Origin of the sequence: Chitinophaga sp. GbtcB8 (genome assembly GCF_019091455.1) — a bacterium.
Lineage (GTDB): Bacteria > Bacteroidota > Bacteroidia > Chitinophagales > Chitinophagaceae > Chitinophaga.
The window spans coordinates 50,018-63,950 of the sequence record NZ_JAGXJN010000015.1 but is presented as its reverse complement, the minus strand read 5'-3'; the positions used below and the strand labels follow the sequence as shown (position 1 = coordinate 63,950).

Annotated in this window: 15 protein-coding genes; 8 read left to right on the top strand and 7 right to left on the bottom strand. The window is 46.2% G+C overall.

The window, feature by feature from the left end; genetic code table 11:
- Window positions 1–224: 224 nt before the first annotated feature.
- Window positions 225–596 (bottom strand): helix-turn-helix domain-containing protein, encoded by a 372-nt coding sequence (locus KVT36_RS15250; protein ID WP_217604340.1) that lies wholly within the window; start codon window positions 594–596, stop codon window positions 225–227.
- Window positions 597–726: 130 nt separating this feature from the next.
- Here KVT36_RS15250 and KVT36_RS15245 point away from each other — a divergent pair, with 130 nt between their 5' ends.
- From KVT36_RS15245 to KVT36_RS15235, 3 genes are all read left to right on the top strand, one after another.
- A complete protein-coding gene (locus KVT36_RS15245) occupies window positions 727–1,371 on the top strand; it encodes a DUF2306 domain-containing protein (protein ID WP_254640018.1) in 645 nt (214 codons plus the stop codon).
- Window positions 1,372–1,485: 114 nt separating this feature from the next.
- The gene (locus KVT36_RS15240; protein ID WP_217604339.1) at window positions 1,486–2,067 is read left to right on the top strand and encodes a pentapeptide repeat-containing protein; all 582 of its coding nucleotides are present in this window, start codon (window positions 1,486–1,488) and stop codon (window positions 2,065–2,067) included.
- Between the two features lie 34 nt (window positions 2,068–2,101).
- Complete coding sequence (locus tag KVT36_RS15235; RefSeq protein ID WP_217604338.1) at window positions 2,102–2,293, top strand: hypothetical protein; 192 nt, start codon at window positions 2,102–2,104, stop codon at window positions 2,291–2,293.
- A gap of 2 nt (window positions 2,294–2,295) precedes the next feature.
- Here KVT36_RS15235 and KVT36_RS15230 read toward each other — a convergent pair whose 3' ends face one another.
- From KVT36_RS15230 to KVT36_RS15220, 3 genes are read right to left on the bottom strand one after another with little or no spacing between them, the layout of a single operon-like run.
- Window positions 2,296–3,327, bottom strand: a complete 1,032-nt coding sequence (locus KVT36_RS15230; RefSeq protein ID WP_217604337.1) for a hypothetical protein — start codon at window positions 3,325–3,327, stop codon at window positions 2,296–2,298.
- A gap of 2 nt (window positions 3,328–3,329) precedes the next feature.
- Window positions 3,330–4,178, bottom strand: a complete 849-nt coding sequence (locus KVT36_RS15225; protein WP_217604336.1) for a class I SAM-dependent methyltransferase — start codon at window positions 4,176–4,178, stop codon at window positions 3,330–3,332.
- Between the two features lie 7 nt (window positions 4,179–4,185).
- Window positions 4,186–6,012, bottom strand: coding sequence for an FAD-binding protein (locus KVT36_RS15220; RefSeq protein WP_217604335.1), 1,827 nt, complete (start codon window positions 6,010–6,012; stop codon window positions 4,186–4,188).
- Window positions 6,013–6,115: 103 nt separating this feature from the next.
- Here KVT36_RS15220 and KVT36_RS15215 point away from each other — a divergent pair, with 103 nt between their 5' ends.
- Both KVT36_RS15215 and KVT36_RS15210 read left to right on the top strand, forming a co-directional pair.
- Window positions 6,116–7,666, top strand: coding sequence for a carboxylesterase/lipase family protein (locus KVT36_RS15215; protein ID WP_217604334.1), 1,551 nt, complete (start codon window positions 6,116–6,118; stop codon window positions 7,664–7,666).
- A gap of 8 nt (window positions 7,667–7,674) precedes the next feature.
- The gene (locus KVT36_RS15210; protein WP_217604333.1) at window positions 7,675–8,073 is read left to right on the top strand and encodes a GNAT family N-acetyltransferase; all 399 of its coding nucleotides are present in this window, start codon (window positions 7,675–7,677) and stop codon (window positions 8,071–8,073) included.
- A 5-nt stretch (window positions 8,074–8,078) separates the two neighbouring features.
- Here the strand turns inward: KVT36_RS15210 and KVT36_RS15205 are convergent, their stop codons facing one another.
- Entirely contained in the window at window positions 8,079–8,480 is a 402-nt protein-coding gene (locus KVT36_RS15205) for a helix-turn-helix domain-containing protein (protein ID WP_217604332.1), read from the bottom strand.
- Window positions 8,481–8,554: 74 nt separating this feature from the next.
- Between KVT36_RS15205 and KVT36_RS15200 the strand changes: the two genes are divergently transcribed.
- Both KVT36_RS15200 and KVT36_RS15195 read left to right on the top strand, forming a co-directional pair.
- Complete coding sequence (locus KVT36_RS15200) at window positions 8,555–9,448, top strand: NmrA family NAD(P)-binding protein (protein ID WP_217604331.1); 894 nt, start codon at window positions 8,555–8,557, stop codon at window positions 9,446–9,448.
- A 46-nt stretch (window positions 9,449–9,494) separates the two neighbouring features.
- Window positions 9,495–10,346, top strand: coding sequence for an NAD(P)-dependent oxidoreductase (locus KVT36_RS15195; RefSeq protein WP_217604330.1), 852 nt, complete (start codon window positions 9,495–9,497; stop codon window positions 10,344–10,346).
- 43 nt (window positions 10,347–10,389) lie between these two features.
- On the opposite strand, the gene KVT36_RS15190 is transcribed toward KVT36_RS15195, so the two are convergent.
- Both KVT36_RS15190 and KVT36_RS15185 read right to left on the bottom strand, forming a co-directional pair.
- Window positions 10,390–10,980: a dihydrofolate reductase family protein gene (locus tag KVT36_RS15190; protein WP_217604329.1), complete on the bottom strand. Its 591-nt coding sequence runs from the start codon at window positions 10,978–10,980 to the stop codon at window positions 10,390–10,392.
- 125 nt (window positions 10,981–11,105) lie between these two features.
- Window positions 11,106–12,092, bottom strand: coding sequence for an NAD(P)-dependent oxidoreductase (locus KVT36_RS15185; protein WP_217604328.1), 987 nt, complete (start codon window positions 12,090–12,092; stop codon window positions 11,106–11,108).
- Between the two features lie 361 nt (window positions 12,093–12,453).
- Between KVT36_RS15185 and KVT36_RS15180 the strand changes: the two genes are divergently transcribed.
- The gene (locus KVT36_RS15180) at window positions 12,454–13,617 is read left to right on the top strand and encodes an alginate lyase family protein (RefSeq protein ID WP_217604327.1); all 1,164 of its coding nucleotides are present in this window, start codon (window positions 12,454–12,456) and stop codon (window positions 13,615–13,617) included.
- Window positions 13,618–13,933: the final 316 nt, after the last annotated feature.

Sequence of the window (13,933 nt, the reverse complement as noted above, 5' to 3'; positions counted from 1 at the left end):
AGAAGAACATTTTACCGGATTGGTATTTCTTCAGATACAGCAATGTGATGGTTTAGAGATCAGTGATCCTGTTTAAGAATGCAGGATATGAGCAGGAATCAGCGACTTGTAGCGCACAATCTGGCAGGTTAAGGGCAGCCGGTTGCCGGAAGTGCGATCATTCATTTGCCTATGGGAGGCTTATCTTGCCAGAGATAGCATATGTTTGGAGAAGGACATTTTGGTTAGATGCATATAACCCGGTTCTTCTTTTGAGGCTGAAGGTCATGTGCCCCGTCTTTATTTTGTAATCCCCAATTGTTCATTAAGGAAAGGACCGGTAAAATGCTTTCTCCTTTTTCAGTTAGGTAGTAAGCAGTGTACAGCGGAAAACCGCTGCTGGTTTCTTTATATACAATTCCCGCAATCTCCAGTTCACGAAGCTGTAAGTCTATCACCCTGGGCGTTGCCTCTGTAATTACTTTGTGCAGTTCACTAGGGCGCCTGAAGCCCTTATCTATAGCGTCTATAATGCATGGTTTCCATTTCCCGCCAAAGCTTCTCATGGCAATGGTGATGCCGCATTCCAGGTCTTCGGGTAGTTTCTTTTGGTACATTTTTTTTCAGCAATTTAATGCTAAAACGGCAATGTGCCCATACTGATAAATTTATCAGTATCCGAATAATTTATCAGTTATTGATCCCGGCAGCCCGGTAAAATATGTTTGCATAAAATTATTTATAGCAATGGCAATTCAGCATAAAGTAACCGGAGCGGCGCGGGGGAAAAATACACAGGAGCTGTGGAGATTATTTTCGGGAATTATAGTAATAGCACTTTCAGCTTATTTTTTGCTTGGCGCAGCACACTTTTTCACACTGGATCCAGGTGAGCTGGGTAAATATGATAAAACTAAATGGATCTTATTACTGCATATTACCGGCGGTGGAATTGCGCTGTTAACCGGCCCGCTGCAGTTCTGGGAAAGGTTCAGGAACAAACGTTGGGTATTACACAGGCAAGTGGGGAGAGCATACCTGCTGGCCATTTTGATCAGCGGTTCCTGCGCTGTTTATTTATCCTTTACAACGGCATATGCAGTGGGGTGGTCCTATGCTTTTACGCTGCAGGTTTGGGTGAGCGTATGGCTAACGGCCAGCTTCCTGGCTTATCTTACTGCGGTGAGGAAAAAATTCAAATTACATAAGGAGTGGATGACCAGGAGCTACCTGATAACAGTTGCATTTGTCATTTCCGCCCTTTTAAACAAGCTGCCTTATATCCAGGACAAAGGGAGTTTTGCAGAAGTATCTCCCTCTTTATTCTGGTTTGGCTGGGCCGTGCCCTTGTATATATATGAAATAATATTATCGTTGCAAAGAAAGCAATAGGCCTATGCAAATCAACACCAGGCGGCTTACATAAGAAATGAAATTCCGACGAACAGGGATATTTTCGGATAGAACGGACAGGATGATTATCTTTAAGGACAAGCTGCTGCCATCATGGAACCTCCTGTAATAGTTGATATAACATACGATAAGGTTAACTTTTCCGAAAACCCTTTGGAGATTGGTGAATATGAGAATTGCATCTTTGTAAGCTGCGACCTTTCCAATGCAAACCTGGCCGGAATAAAATTTCTGGATTGCACATTCACCGCTTGTAACCTGAGTTTGGCTAAATTAAAAAATGCCGCTTTCCGGGATATTACTTTTAAGGATTGCAAAATGCTGGGGCTCCGGTTTGATGAGTGTAATAAATTCGGCCTGGCGTTTAGTGTTGACAATTGTGTGCTGAACCATGTTTCTTTCTTTGAGATTAAGCTCAAAAAAATAATCTTTAAAAACTCACAGCTACAGGAAGCTGATTTTACCGGCTGCGACCTCACAAGCGCTGTTTTCGATAATTGCGATCTTACCCGGGCTACCTTTGATAATACCCTGCTGGAAAAAACAGATCTCCGCGCGGCCTATAACTATTCTATTGATCCGGAAAAGAACCGGTTAAAGAAGACCCGTTTTTCTTTATCCGGCATTGCCGGGCTGCTGGATAAATATGATATTGATATTGACCTCAACGCCTAGCATTTAATATTAAACAAGCATTTACGAAGTAGATATGCGGGAGGTTGAGAAATATGATGACCCGCAGACGACCATATACTACAATGACCGGGAGCTGAAAATAGCCCGCAGCTTCTATTTAAAACGGCAGTACAAACAAATATTGCAGCTGCTGGAAATGAAACTGGCACCTGAAATGTTTACACCGGAATATTACCGGCTCACGGAAAAAATAATGAAGAAATAAGATCAGAAATCAAACACATGCTCCACCTGCACACCCGCTTTCTTCAGCTCCAGCAGCACCCCGCTTAATGCGCTCACCGGTGTAGCAATAGCTACCCGTTTCATAGTTGGATAAGAAGTAATAGGCTGTATAAACACGGTTTGCGCATTGGCAAAATCCGTTTTATGATCTGCCGGTACCCACACCGTTAGCAGGATGGCGGAGTTATTGCCTGCAATTTCTTTAAAGCTATGTCCCTGCTGCGCCAGCTCCAGTGCAGCGGCGGCAAATTTATCGTAGCGGGGCAGGTAATGCAGGCTGTCATCATCCAGCACCACGGCGGTATTGAGCAATGCTGCTTCATATACCTGTTTGGTACCAATGCCGATCAGCTTTCCGTATATAAATTTTACCGCAAGCTCAGTGGTCAGCATGTACCTGCGCTCCCACTTGCGGAAAAAGTGAGGGCCGGAAAAGGAGGTGTTTTTCCAAAGGTCTTTTAACCGGCTTTTAAAATCAAACTGGTACCAGGGCAGGTCTTTAATAAAGTCTACATAGTCCTGCGTATATTTTGCATTAAACTGGTCTTCTGCTGTAGCGGGCTGCCCGGTATCTGTTAACCGGCCTACAATATTTTCATACAACGACTTGGCGGTGTATTCCACGGTAGTGCTTACACCAATTACCCAGATCATAAAATGGTATCCCCAGTTGGGAGGGAAATTTCCTTTGATCTGTTTATTTACAATGCGGTAGCTTTTCCATATCTGCGAAGTATGCCGCATATACGGGAAAGTAGTAGCCGTATGCTGCTTAAAATAATTAGCCTGCTCTTCCGGGCTAAAAACCAGGAACCATTCCGGGAAGGTCAGGAAGGTTTGATCTGCCGGCCTTACATCCTTGGCAGGCGTTAGGGTTTTTTTGTTGGTTACCAGCCATTCCTTAGGGATCACCAAACCTTTGCCGGCCGCTATGGTAGATGGCTGCCGCTTAAAAAAGAAAATGCTCATAGATAAACACAGGGAACAAAAGGTGAGAATGTACAACCGTTTCATACTTACAGCTTGATGAATGATACCAGCGTATTATCCGAAGGATCTTTATCCTGCAATATTCGCGCGCCCAGGTCTTTGAAACCGTAAGAAGAAATGATCTTACTCCACTCATCTATTGATTTAAACGATTTGTATTCACCGTGATCCGTTTCCCAGCTTACCTTTAATCCCAGGTTAAAAACAGTATGCACCAGCGATACAAAAGTGGCCATAGCCGGTGTTTTTACATCATGATCACGGATAATGAACAATCCCCCCTTTCTTAATACCCGGTGAATGGATTGCATGAAACCGGCTAACAGCTCATCAGGGCAGTGATGCAGCCCAATGTGGCAGGTTACCAGGTCCAGGCTTTCATCCGGGATCTCTGTTGCTTTAATAGGGGAATAGTCCAGCGGGATGAACGTGCCCAGCTTACGGAGCTGCCCGCGCTCGAAAATATCGCCCGGCGCATTGCTGGGCGCAATATCATTGGTTAAATAAATGTTGCCGCTAAGCGTAATATGTTTGCGCAGCTCACTGATATAGCGGCCGGTAGAGCCGATCTCCAGGTAACCATCAATTTTCCGGCGCTCAGCTAACAGCTGTAATACCTGCCGGGCCATTTCCTTCTTCTGCTTTTTCAGCGCAGGTAATGCAAACGTAAATTCAGAAAGGAAAGGTTTTATACCCGGCAGCTTTTGCTGCACGGTTTTATAAATTTCTTCGTCGGTAGCTTTTTCCTTTGTAACGGTAGCTATCAGGTGGTGGAACTTATCTTCCGGGTATAAATGAAAGATCACCTGGAGGAAACGGTAAAAATCATCGCTCCATTTAGTGTCAGAAAATACGGCTTTGAACTCAGATTGCATATGCAGGTTATTTATAGTAAGTATCCCAGATCACATTACGGAATTTACCCGTGGGATCCAGCTGCTTTTTTAGTGTAAATAATTCTTTTGCTCTTGGATAGGCGCGGTGAAACTGTTCGCTGGTAGCATGCGGCTGATAGGGCAGATAATAAGCTCCGTCCAGGGAAAGGGCAGCGTCTATCAGCTCCCTTGTCCATACGGCTACGCGACCTTTTTCCGCATCGTCTGTATTTTGTTTGTAGTACACTACAAAGGCAAATACCTCTTCCCTGGCCCAGGCCAGCAGCGAGCCGCTGTCCGCCTTTGCATGACGGATAGATACATTTATAACATTCACATTATGCCGGATAAAGATCTCCGACATCAGCGCCAGGAACGCATCAAATTTTTGCACCGGTACAAAATATTCCTGCAGCACGTAGGTGCTTTGGTGCCTGGAAGCCGGTTCCAGCTCCATCACATCATACCCCGCTTCGTAGTTGCGGTAATGCACTTTTTTGAACTTGTATAACAGCGGGTCAATGATGAACTCACGGCGCCATTTCCCAAAATCGTTTTTGCTAAAAGCGCCCATGAAGTAGCGTTCCAGCGGGTAAGCAGCGGCCAGCGGCATCAGCCTGGTTTTTTCCGTGGGCTTTTCATCAGTCCGCACCCAGCTTACGGCACGTACATTTTTATAGAACGGCGGATAGATATCACCGTTATGAAAGATCACATCTTTATTCTCCCGCACATTTTCAAAGAAATACGGCCTATAGGCATCTCCTTTCATTTTCACCTGCTGCCGTTTAACAGCGATGTTATCTTCCAGCTCCAGCGTTACATTTACAATAATAGCAATGGCATTATAGCAGCCCACACAGGCATAAAAAATTTCGGGTTTTTCTGTGGGCGAAACCTGTATCATTTCACCGTTAGCCAACAGCACATCCAGGCTGCGTACGGACAGGATCAACGGCCCAAGGCCAATGTAACGCCCATGGCAATTTACGCTAAGCGCCCCGCCCACGGTGAAGTTGGCATAGGTTTGCATGATCTTGATGCTCAGCCCATGCGGGTCAATATAATGCTGTATATCGCACCAGCGGGCGCCCGCCTGCACGGTGATATTTTTTTGTTCCGCAGAAAATGCAAGCACCTTATTCAGCGCGCGCATATCAATGTGAATACTTTGCGGGCTGGCAGTTTGCCCGCCCATGCTGAAACGCCCGCCACCTACAGAAAGAGGGCGGGTTGCCGTACGTACCAGCTGCTGCAGCTCCTCCACCGTTTGTGGTGCTGCCACCTGCGCTACCAGCACAGGATTCAGCTGTGTAACATCGTTGATCAGCCTTTCTTCCGTTTTTAAATGTGGTATCAGGGTGCCGGCATCATTTTTATAATAATCTGCAGCAGCACCGGGCACGGTGCCAAAACGGTTCGGGTATACAGTGCCTTTCCGGAAACCTAATAACCACACCAGCCACAGGGGCCCGGCCACAGGTACTAACAGGCAGGTCAGCCACCACGCACTTTTATTGGTATCATGCAGCCGTTTAGCCGCCGTAGCAAACAAGACCCAGAATAATAATGGATAAATAACAAAAGTGGCGGCAGGGGTGAAAGCCGCATTCAGCAGGTTATACAACACGTAAAAGGTGCTCCATATAAATAAAGCTGCCACCCAGTAAGTAAGGCGGTTGATCCTTCCACGGGTTGTAAAAAGCAAATAGCTGACAGGCAATTTATCTTTGAATGTCATGGTGTTGTACCAATACTTGTAGAGGTCCCGTACAAATATATTATATTTATAATAATATTTAAGTGCTGTTTTTAAAGCCGCTTGCAGTTTCATCCCACGGTTACCGATTCCCGTTCTTTCTCATTATCTTTAATAAGGAAGCCAGGTGCACGATAGGATCACCTCAGAATATTCACGTATTGAAAAGTTACCCGTTATGAAGCGCTATACCCGGTCCGCTTATTTTTTTGCCTTACTGCTTGCCCTGACTATTTGTGCATTTACAACCGATGCCGCATTTGATAAGATCAAAGTAGAAGGCGGCTACATATCAGGCACGGTTAATACTGCCGGCGATATTCATATTTTTAAAGGTATTCCCTTTGCAGCCAAACCCATAGGCGTATTACGCTGGAAAGCGCCACAGCCCGTAGTTTCATGGAAGGGGGTAAAAACCTGCGACCGCTTTGGTCCCAGTCCCATGCAAAATAAACCGGTGCCCTTCAGCATGTGGTCTGCCGAATTTCTGATACCGGAAACACCCATCAGTGAGGACTGTTTATACCTGAATGTATGGACCGGTGCAAAGGATGCTAAAGAGAAACGCCCGGTACTGGTATGGATCTATGGAGGCGGTTTTGTGAGCGGTGGCAGCGGGGTGCCGATCTATGATGGTGAAGCCATGGCAAAAAAGGGAATTGTGTTTGTAAGCATTAATTACCGCGTGGGCATTTTCGGTTTTTTAGCACATCCTGCATTAAGCAAAGAAGCCCCGTATCATGCTTCCGGTAATTACGGCCTGCTTGATCAGATAGCAGCGCTGAAATGGGTACGGAAGAATATTACAAAGTTTGGCGGCGATCCCGCTAATGTAACCATTGCAGGACAGTCTGCTGGTTCTATGAGTGTGAATTGCCTGGTAGCGTCGCCACTTGCAAAAGGTTTATTTCAAAAGGCCATTGCAGAAAGTGGCGGCAACTTTACCAATGGGAATGCGGCCTTGCAAAGAGGTGAAGGAGATGGAGAAAAAATAATGAAGCAGTTCCATGTTTCCACCATCAATGAGCTGCGGGCCGTGCCGGCAGAAGAGCTGCTGAAAAAAGCGGAGGGCTTCCGCGGTGCTGTTATTGACGGGTATGTATTACCGGATGCGATCATGGATATATTTACGCAGGGCAAAGAAAATAAAGTAAGCCTGCTAACAGGTTGGAATGAGGATGAAGGATTGTTATTCAGCCCGGTGAAAAATGCGGCAGATTTTAAACAGCAGGCTGCTGACTGGTATGGCGCTGATGCGCAAACATTCCTGCAATTTTATCCTGCAACAAATGATTCAGTAGCGGCGCTTTCACAGCTAAAGCTTTCCCGCGACCAGATCTTTGGAGTGCAAAATTATACCTGGGCCAATATGCAAAGCAGCCATGGGAATAAGGTGTACGTGTACCGGTTTACCCGCAAACCGCCTGCTACCGGCGGGTATGTGAAGTACGGCGCTTTTCATACTGCAGAAGTGCCCTATGCTTACGGCAACTTACAATTTGTGCAACGCCCCTGGGAAGCGGCAGACCAGGAACTGGCAAAAGTAATGTGTGCCTACTGGGCTAATTTTGCCAGCACCGGAAACCCCAATGGGAGCGGATTGCCGGTATGGGAGGCCTATACTGTGAATGATAAAAAAATAATGATATTAGGGGAAAAGCAGGAAACCAAACCTATGGCCGATCACGCAGCACTGGATTTCCTGTACAACAGATCAAGGGAAAAATAACAACCTATATGGAATTAGCATACAGATACGACGTAATACCTACGCCGGAACAGGTAATTGAGCTTTATGGAAATGCAGGTTTGCCGCGGCCTATACATGACCGGGAAAGGATTAAAGTAATGTATGAAAGCTCAAACCTGGTAGTAACTGCATGGGATAATGATAAGCTGGTTGGTGCAGCCCGTTGTATTACAGATTGGGTATGGAGCACCTACCTGGCCGACCTGGCAATAAGATCAGATTACCAGAAACTAGGTATTGGAAAAAAGCTGGTGGATCTGGTGCAGGAAAAGGTAGGTGAGCAAACGATGATCCTGTTACTCTCTGTACCTACTGCCATGGAATACTATCCCAAAATAGGCTTCACGAAAGATGACCGGAGCTTTATAATCCCCCGTAAAAAATAATGCCCTCAGCTCATTCCCGGGAAATGCTTCAGGTTCCTGCGGAATGTTTTTGCATTTTCTTTACTGTCCTGCACAGCCCATACCGCCATTTCATACAACACCGGCTTTAAGGCCAGTCCCGATCTTGTAAGGCTGTAGGTAACATGCGGAGGTACTACCGGCATGGCTTTCCGGGTTAGCAGCTTATCTGCTTCCAGCTGTTTCAGGTGCTGGATCAGCACTTTTTCTGTAATGGCAGGAATGGCTTTCCGCAGATCACTGTACCGTTTACTGCCGGATAATAGCTGGAATAAAATAATGGGTTTCCAATACCCGCCTATCTTTTCCATTACATAGGTAACCGGGCATTCCTCAAATGCACTCTTTTTATTTTCCTGGATGGTGGAGCTTTCTTTTACCTTGGTCATAGCTACATACTTTAGGGTAAGTACTTGTACAAAAGTAAGTACAAATTTACTTTTGTTGCAGTAAAATTTAAGCTATGAACATTACTATTACAGGATCGCTGGGCAATATAGGCCGGCGCCTTACGGAAACATTAACTGCAAAAGGACACCGGGTAAGGGTGGTAAGTCAGGACCCCGGTAAAACAGCCGCCATTGAAGCGTTAAACGCCATCCCGGTTATAGGCTCTATAGAAGATGCTGATCTTTTATTACGCGCATTTGAAAATGCAGATGCCGTATTTACCATGATACCGCCTAACTACACTTCCAAAGATCTCCGGGCTTATATGAAGGCAGCCGGCGAAAGGTATGCCAATGCCATTGCGCAAACCGGCGTACAGCACGTGGTGAACCTGAGCAGCATTGGCGCGCATATGCCTGATGGTCCCGGGCCTGCCGGCGCTAACCATTATGTGGAAGCCAGGCTGAATGCTTTAAAAGATATCCATGTATTACACCTGCGGCCCGGTATGTTCTATACCAATTTCTTTGGCGCAATGGGGATGATAAAACATCAGCATATTATCGGCAATAACTTTGATGCTACGGTAAATATGGTGTTGTCGCACCCGGCAGATATTGCAGCTGCTGCTGCGGAGGCATTGGATACCCTGAATTTTACCGGTAAGCAGGTATGTTATATAGCCGGTGATGAAAAGAACGGCGGCCAGATAGCAGCTGCATTAGGGGAAGCTATTGGTAAGCCAAACCTGCAATGGATGGGCTTTTCTGACGAAGATATGTTACAGGGTATGCTGCAGAATGGTTTGTCGGAGGAAATGGCCAGGGTATACATCCTTGAAATAGGTGTTGCTTTGCGCAGCGGTATTTTACTGGATGATTACCGCAAACACCAGGATACTGCTTTTGGAAAAGTGCAGCTGGCAGATTTTGCACAGGAGTTCGCAGGAGTATATAAAAACGTATAGCCATATACAATGCACATTTGCTATCTTTATTTCAAATCAAGGAACAATGGTAGCATTCTTAGGCATGGGCCTTTTAGGGGCCAACTTTGTAAGAGCAATGATCAGGAAGGGCGGGCAGGTGCAGGTTTGGAACAGAACTGCATCTAAAGCCACTGCGCTGGAAGCAGATGGCGCCAAAGCATTTGCAGAAGTAGCTGACGCTGTACGCGGTGCAGACGTGATCCATATTGTTGTTAAGGATGATGCCGCAGTAAACGAAGTGCTGGCCAATGCCAGCGCAGGTTTTAAACCCGGCGCCATCATTATTGATCACACCACCACTTCTGCAGAAGGCGCTATACAAAGAACCAAAGACTGGAAAGCACGCGGTTTTACCTACCTGCATGCACCGGTATTTATGGGCCCGCAAAATGCGCTGGAAAGCACCGGTTATATGCTGGTATCCGGTGACCAGGAAGTAATTAAAAAGCTGGAACCGGCTTTGTCTCAGATGACCGGTAAGGTCATCAACTTTGGAGCGGAAGAAGGCCGGGCCGCTGGTATGAAGCTCATTGGCAATCTATTCCTGGTAAGCTTTACGGCAGGTATTGCAGATACGCTTTCATTGGCAAAAGCATTGAACATACCGCTGGGCGATATATCTACATTGTTTGATTCCTGGAACCCCGCTGCTATGCTGCCTGCACGGCTGAAAAGAGTATCGAGCGGCAAATACGATCAGCCTTCCTGGGAATTGAATATGGCCCGGAAAGATACTGGCTTGTTCATGGAAGCAGCTGCAAAAGGCGGTACTCACTTAGCCGTGATACCCGCCATTGCCAAAGAAATGGACCGCTGGATTGAAAAAGGGCATGGAAATGACGACTGGACGGTGATCGGCAAGGATGCCGTTTCCTAAAAATATGAAGAAAGCCGCATCTGCACCAGATGCGGCTTTTTCTTTAAGATGGTTTGCCGTATTTCAACAGCACCATACTGCTTTTATAACCGGTAGCAACAATTAAAGAGAAAGGCAGCGGGCCTGTTAAGCTGCTGAAGACAGATAACCCATCTCCAATAGCTACGGGATTAACCACCAGGTGCAGCTCATCAACCAACCCGGCTTTTAGGAGCGAGCCGGCAAAGGTAACACCGCCATAAGCAATGATATTCTTACCCGTGGCCTGTTTCAGCTGATTAACTTTTTCCGCAAGATCGCCTTTGGCAAGCACTGTATTTTCCCATTCGGATCTTTGCAGCGTTTTGGTGAATACCACTTTTTGCGCCTGGGTAATATAACCGGCAAACCGTGCCTGTGGATTACCGGTTTGTTTTGCCATACCGGCCCAGTGGTGAATGAAACCCTCTGTTGCCATTTTCCGGCTAAGCAGTATGCAATCAACAGACGCTGTCAGATCCGTATGGTATTGCTGCAGCTCCGCATCCCAGTTCCAGTCATTGCCCCAGTTCCATAACATCCAGCTGGCGCCGCCGTCTTTGCCGGCCATGTAGCCATCTACAGATGTTTGTACTTGCAGTATTAGCTTTCTCATGATCCTCAATTTGTTTATGATACAAATGTAGGCTGCCTGCCGGTGCCCCTGGGCGGGTGAATGAGACATTAAAGGGGGGGCTTTGTGTCATGCCGCTGCTTTGCTTATCATGATGAAAAGAATCCTTAATGCTGCACCGGGTAAGGCCCTTCAGAAAAATCTTCTGCATGATACCCTTTAGCGCCGATCAGCTTTGCCATAGGGCTTCGCAGATCGGTAGTTGTTTTTAAGCGTTCCATCAGGTAATGAAAATCATATTTAGGCTGCCAGCCCAGCTCCCTGCGCGCTTTTTCATTTACATATACACGGTCCAGGCTGGGATGCATGCGCCAGCCGTGCTGCTGGTATAAGGCGGCATACTCCGGCACATACTTTTCTACCACCTGCGGCGCATGATCGCGCAGCGCCTGCATATCGCCGGGCTGAAAAGGGGTGGTGGCGCTGATAATATATTTGCCGAAACCAATATCCTTTGCACGCGGAGCTGCTGTTATGTGCGCGCTCACTGCATCTTCAATATCCACCCGGCGAAAAAGGTATTCGTTTGTTTTCAGGTTAGCATCCGCATAAGCATCGCGCATGCCCTTGTGATCATCTTCTTCCGGGAAAAAGCGGGACGTACGCAACACAAGGCAGGGCAGCTTATAGTTGCGGTAAAACAGCTGACAAAGATCTTCTGCAGCGGCCTTGGTAACACCATAAATATTTTTAGGAACCGGTGTAACCGTTTCCGTTATCCAGGCAGCCGGCTCGCCAGCCGGTGGTACCAGCGCATCGCCAAAAACACTGGTAGTGCTGGTGAACAGAAAACTTTCCACTCCCGCGGCAACAGATTCCTGTAAGAGATTGAGCGTACCTGTAATGTTGGTATCAATGAACTGCTGCAGGCTATGCGTACCCACATGTGGTTTATGCAGGGTAGCGGTATGAAAAACAGTTTGTACGCCCTGCATACAGCTTTTCACGAAATCACGATCCACAATAGAACCGGTATGCGTAGTAAAAGGAGAGGCTAGTATGTCCAGGCTAATCACTTCATACTGCATATCCCGCAGGGTGCGCACCAGCGCTTCACCCAGGTGACCGGCGCTTCCGGTAACTAAAACTTTCATAACTACAATATCAGATTAGGTTTAAAAAATGACGCAGCCTGTAAGATAAAAAAAATCGGGATGGACTTTTAACTGCAGTACAACCGCAGGAGAATTGCTTTAGCATTTGATTTTCAAATATTCATATAAATAGGCAAATATTTGATTTTATCTATACACAAACGATTGCAATTAAAAATATTTGTAAATATTAAGTTGGTTTATTAATTTACGTTGCATTACGAGCGCACTGTGTAAAATTCCATGGATCTTTAATTGTACTGTTTTTAGCAATCACGTCATCGCATAAGCCATATCCGTATTAGATCATTCTTTAAACCAAAACCAAATCCTCTAACCACACAAATCCCTTTTTTTTCTTATGAAGAAACACATGAATTCCCGCTTGCTGGGCATCAGCCTGCTGTTGTCTGCATCCATCCTGTTTAGCTGTACCAAACAGGGCGCTACCGGTAAAGATACGATCGACAAAATGGAGGTAAGCCCTGTGGCGCTGGCCGCCCCGGCTATTACTTCTTTCGTGCACCCAGGCGTTTTAAACACACAGGCCAGCCTGGATTATATCGGCAGCCAGGCCAATGGTGGCGATGCTGCCCGTTTAGCGTCTTACCAGAAAGTGCTGGACTACGTTAACAAGTATTCTGTACCCACTTCTTTTTACGCCACAGTAGTAGTAGGTTCCAACGGCGCTACATCACCCTCCAAAAGCCAGATCCGGCGCGATGCGGAATTAGTATATGGGTTAGCGTTACGCTGGGCTAAAACCGGTACTGATACGTATGCTAAGCAGGCTATCCAGATCTTAAACGGCTGGTCTTACACATTTAAGAACTACGCCTTATTAAATTCCAGCACCAATGCCCTGCAGCCTGCGCTGGAAGCCTCCTGGACAACGCCCAGCTTTGTAGCTGCGGCAGAGATCATCCGCTATTACAAACCGTTTGGCAAATCCTCCGGCTGGTCTGATGCAGACATTGCGCAGTTCTCTAACTACCTGAACAACGTTAAGAATAACTATATCAACAAATGCCCGGTTTACAATAATAACTGGAACGCTTCTGCTGCCTATGCAAAAATGGCGATCGGCATTTTCCTGAACAGTGTTACGGTATACCAGAATGGTTATAACGACCTTGTGAAATACCTGCCCATTATTGTTAAATCGGATGGCTCTATTCCTGAGCTGTGCGACCGCCAGGATTGCGTGCACTTCCAGTATTCTTTAACGGCTTTTGCTTATGGTGCGGAGCTGGCGCGTATCCAGGGGGATAATGGTATTTACACCTACAACTCAAACCTGATCAGCCTGGGGTATAACTTTATGCGCGCGGCTTATAACCGCAGCACCGGCTGTAACTATTGTACTACTTCCAGCCCTGTATTCCCGGGTACAGAAGTAGCGTACAATTATTACAAAACCAGCAACCTGGAATATTTAAGGAATTTGCAGGACCCGCTGAGCGTGCCGAATGATAATACCTTCTTAGGTTTTACTACTTATACGCATTTTAACGTACCGCTGTAACCGTAAGCGGAGATTAATACATAGTGAAAAAATGGGAATGGTTAGGTGGCGTATGCCGCTTAATTGTTCCCATTGCTTTTTTGTAACAATTAAAGGGGTGGCAGTTTGAATTTTTGGCTGCTTTCTTCTGCCTCTTTGAGGTGCAGGGCAATATAGGTATCCAGGTCATATATAGGCCTTCCCATCAGTATTGTTATCGGAGTAGCCTGGGTTGGTTTGCGAAAAAAAGATCTTGGTAGCTCCAACAAATTCATATAAGGAACATTAAATGATGAAAGTACAAAATTACAGGTCCAATTTTTGTTACTTTTCGCTT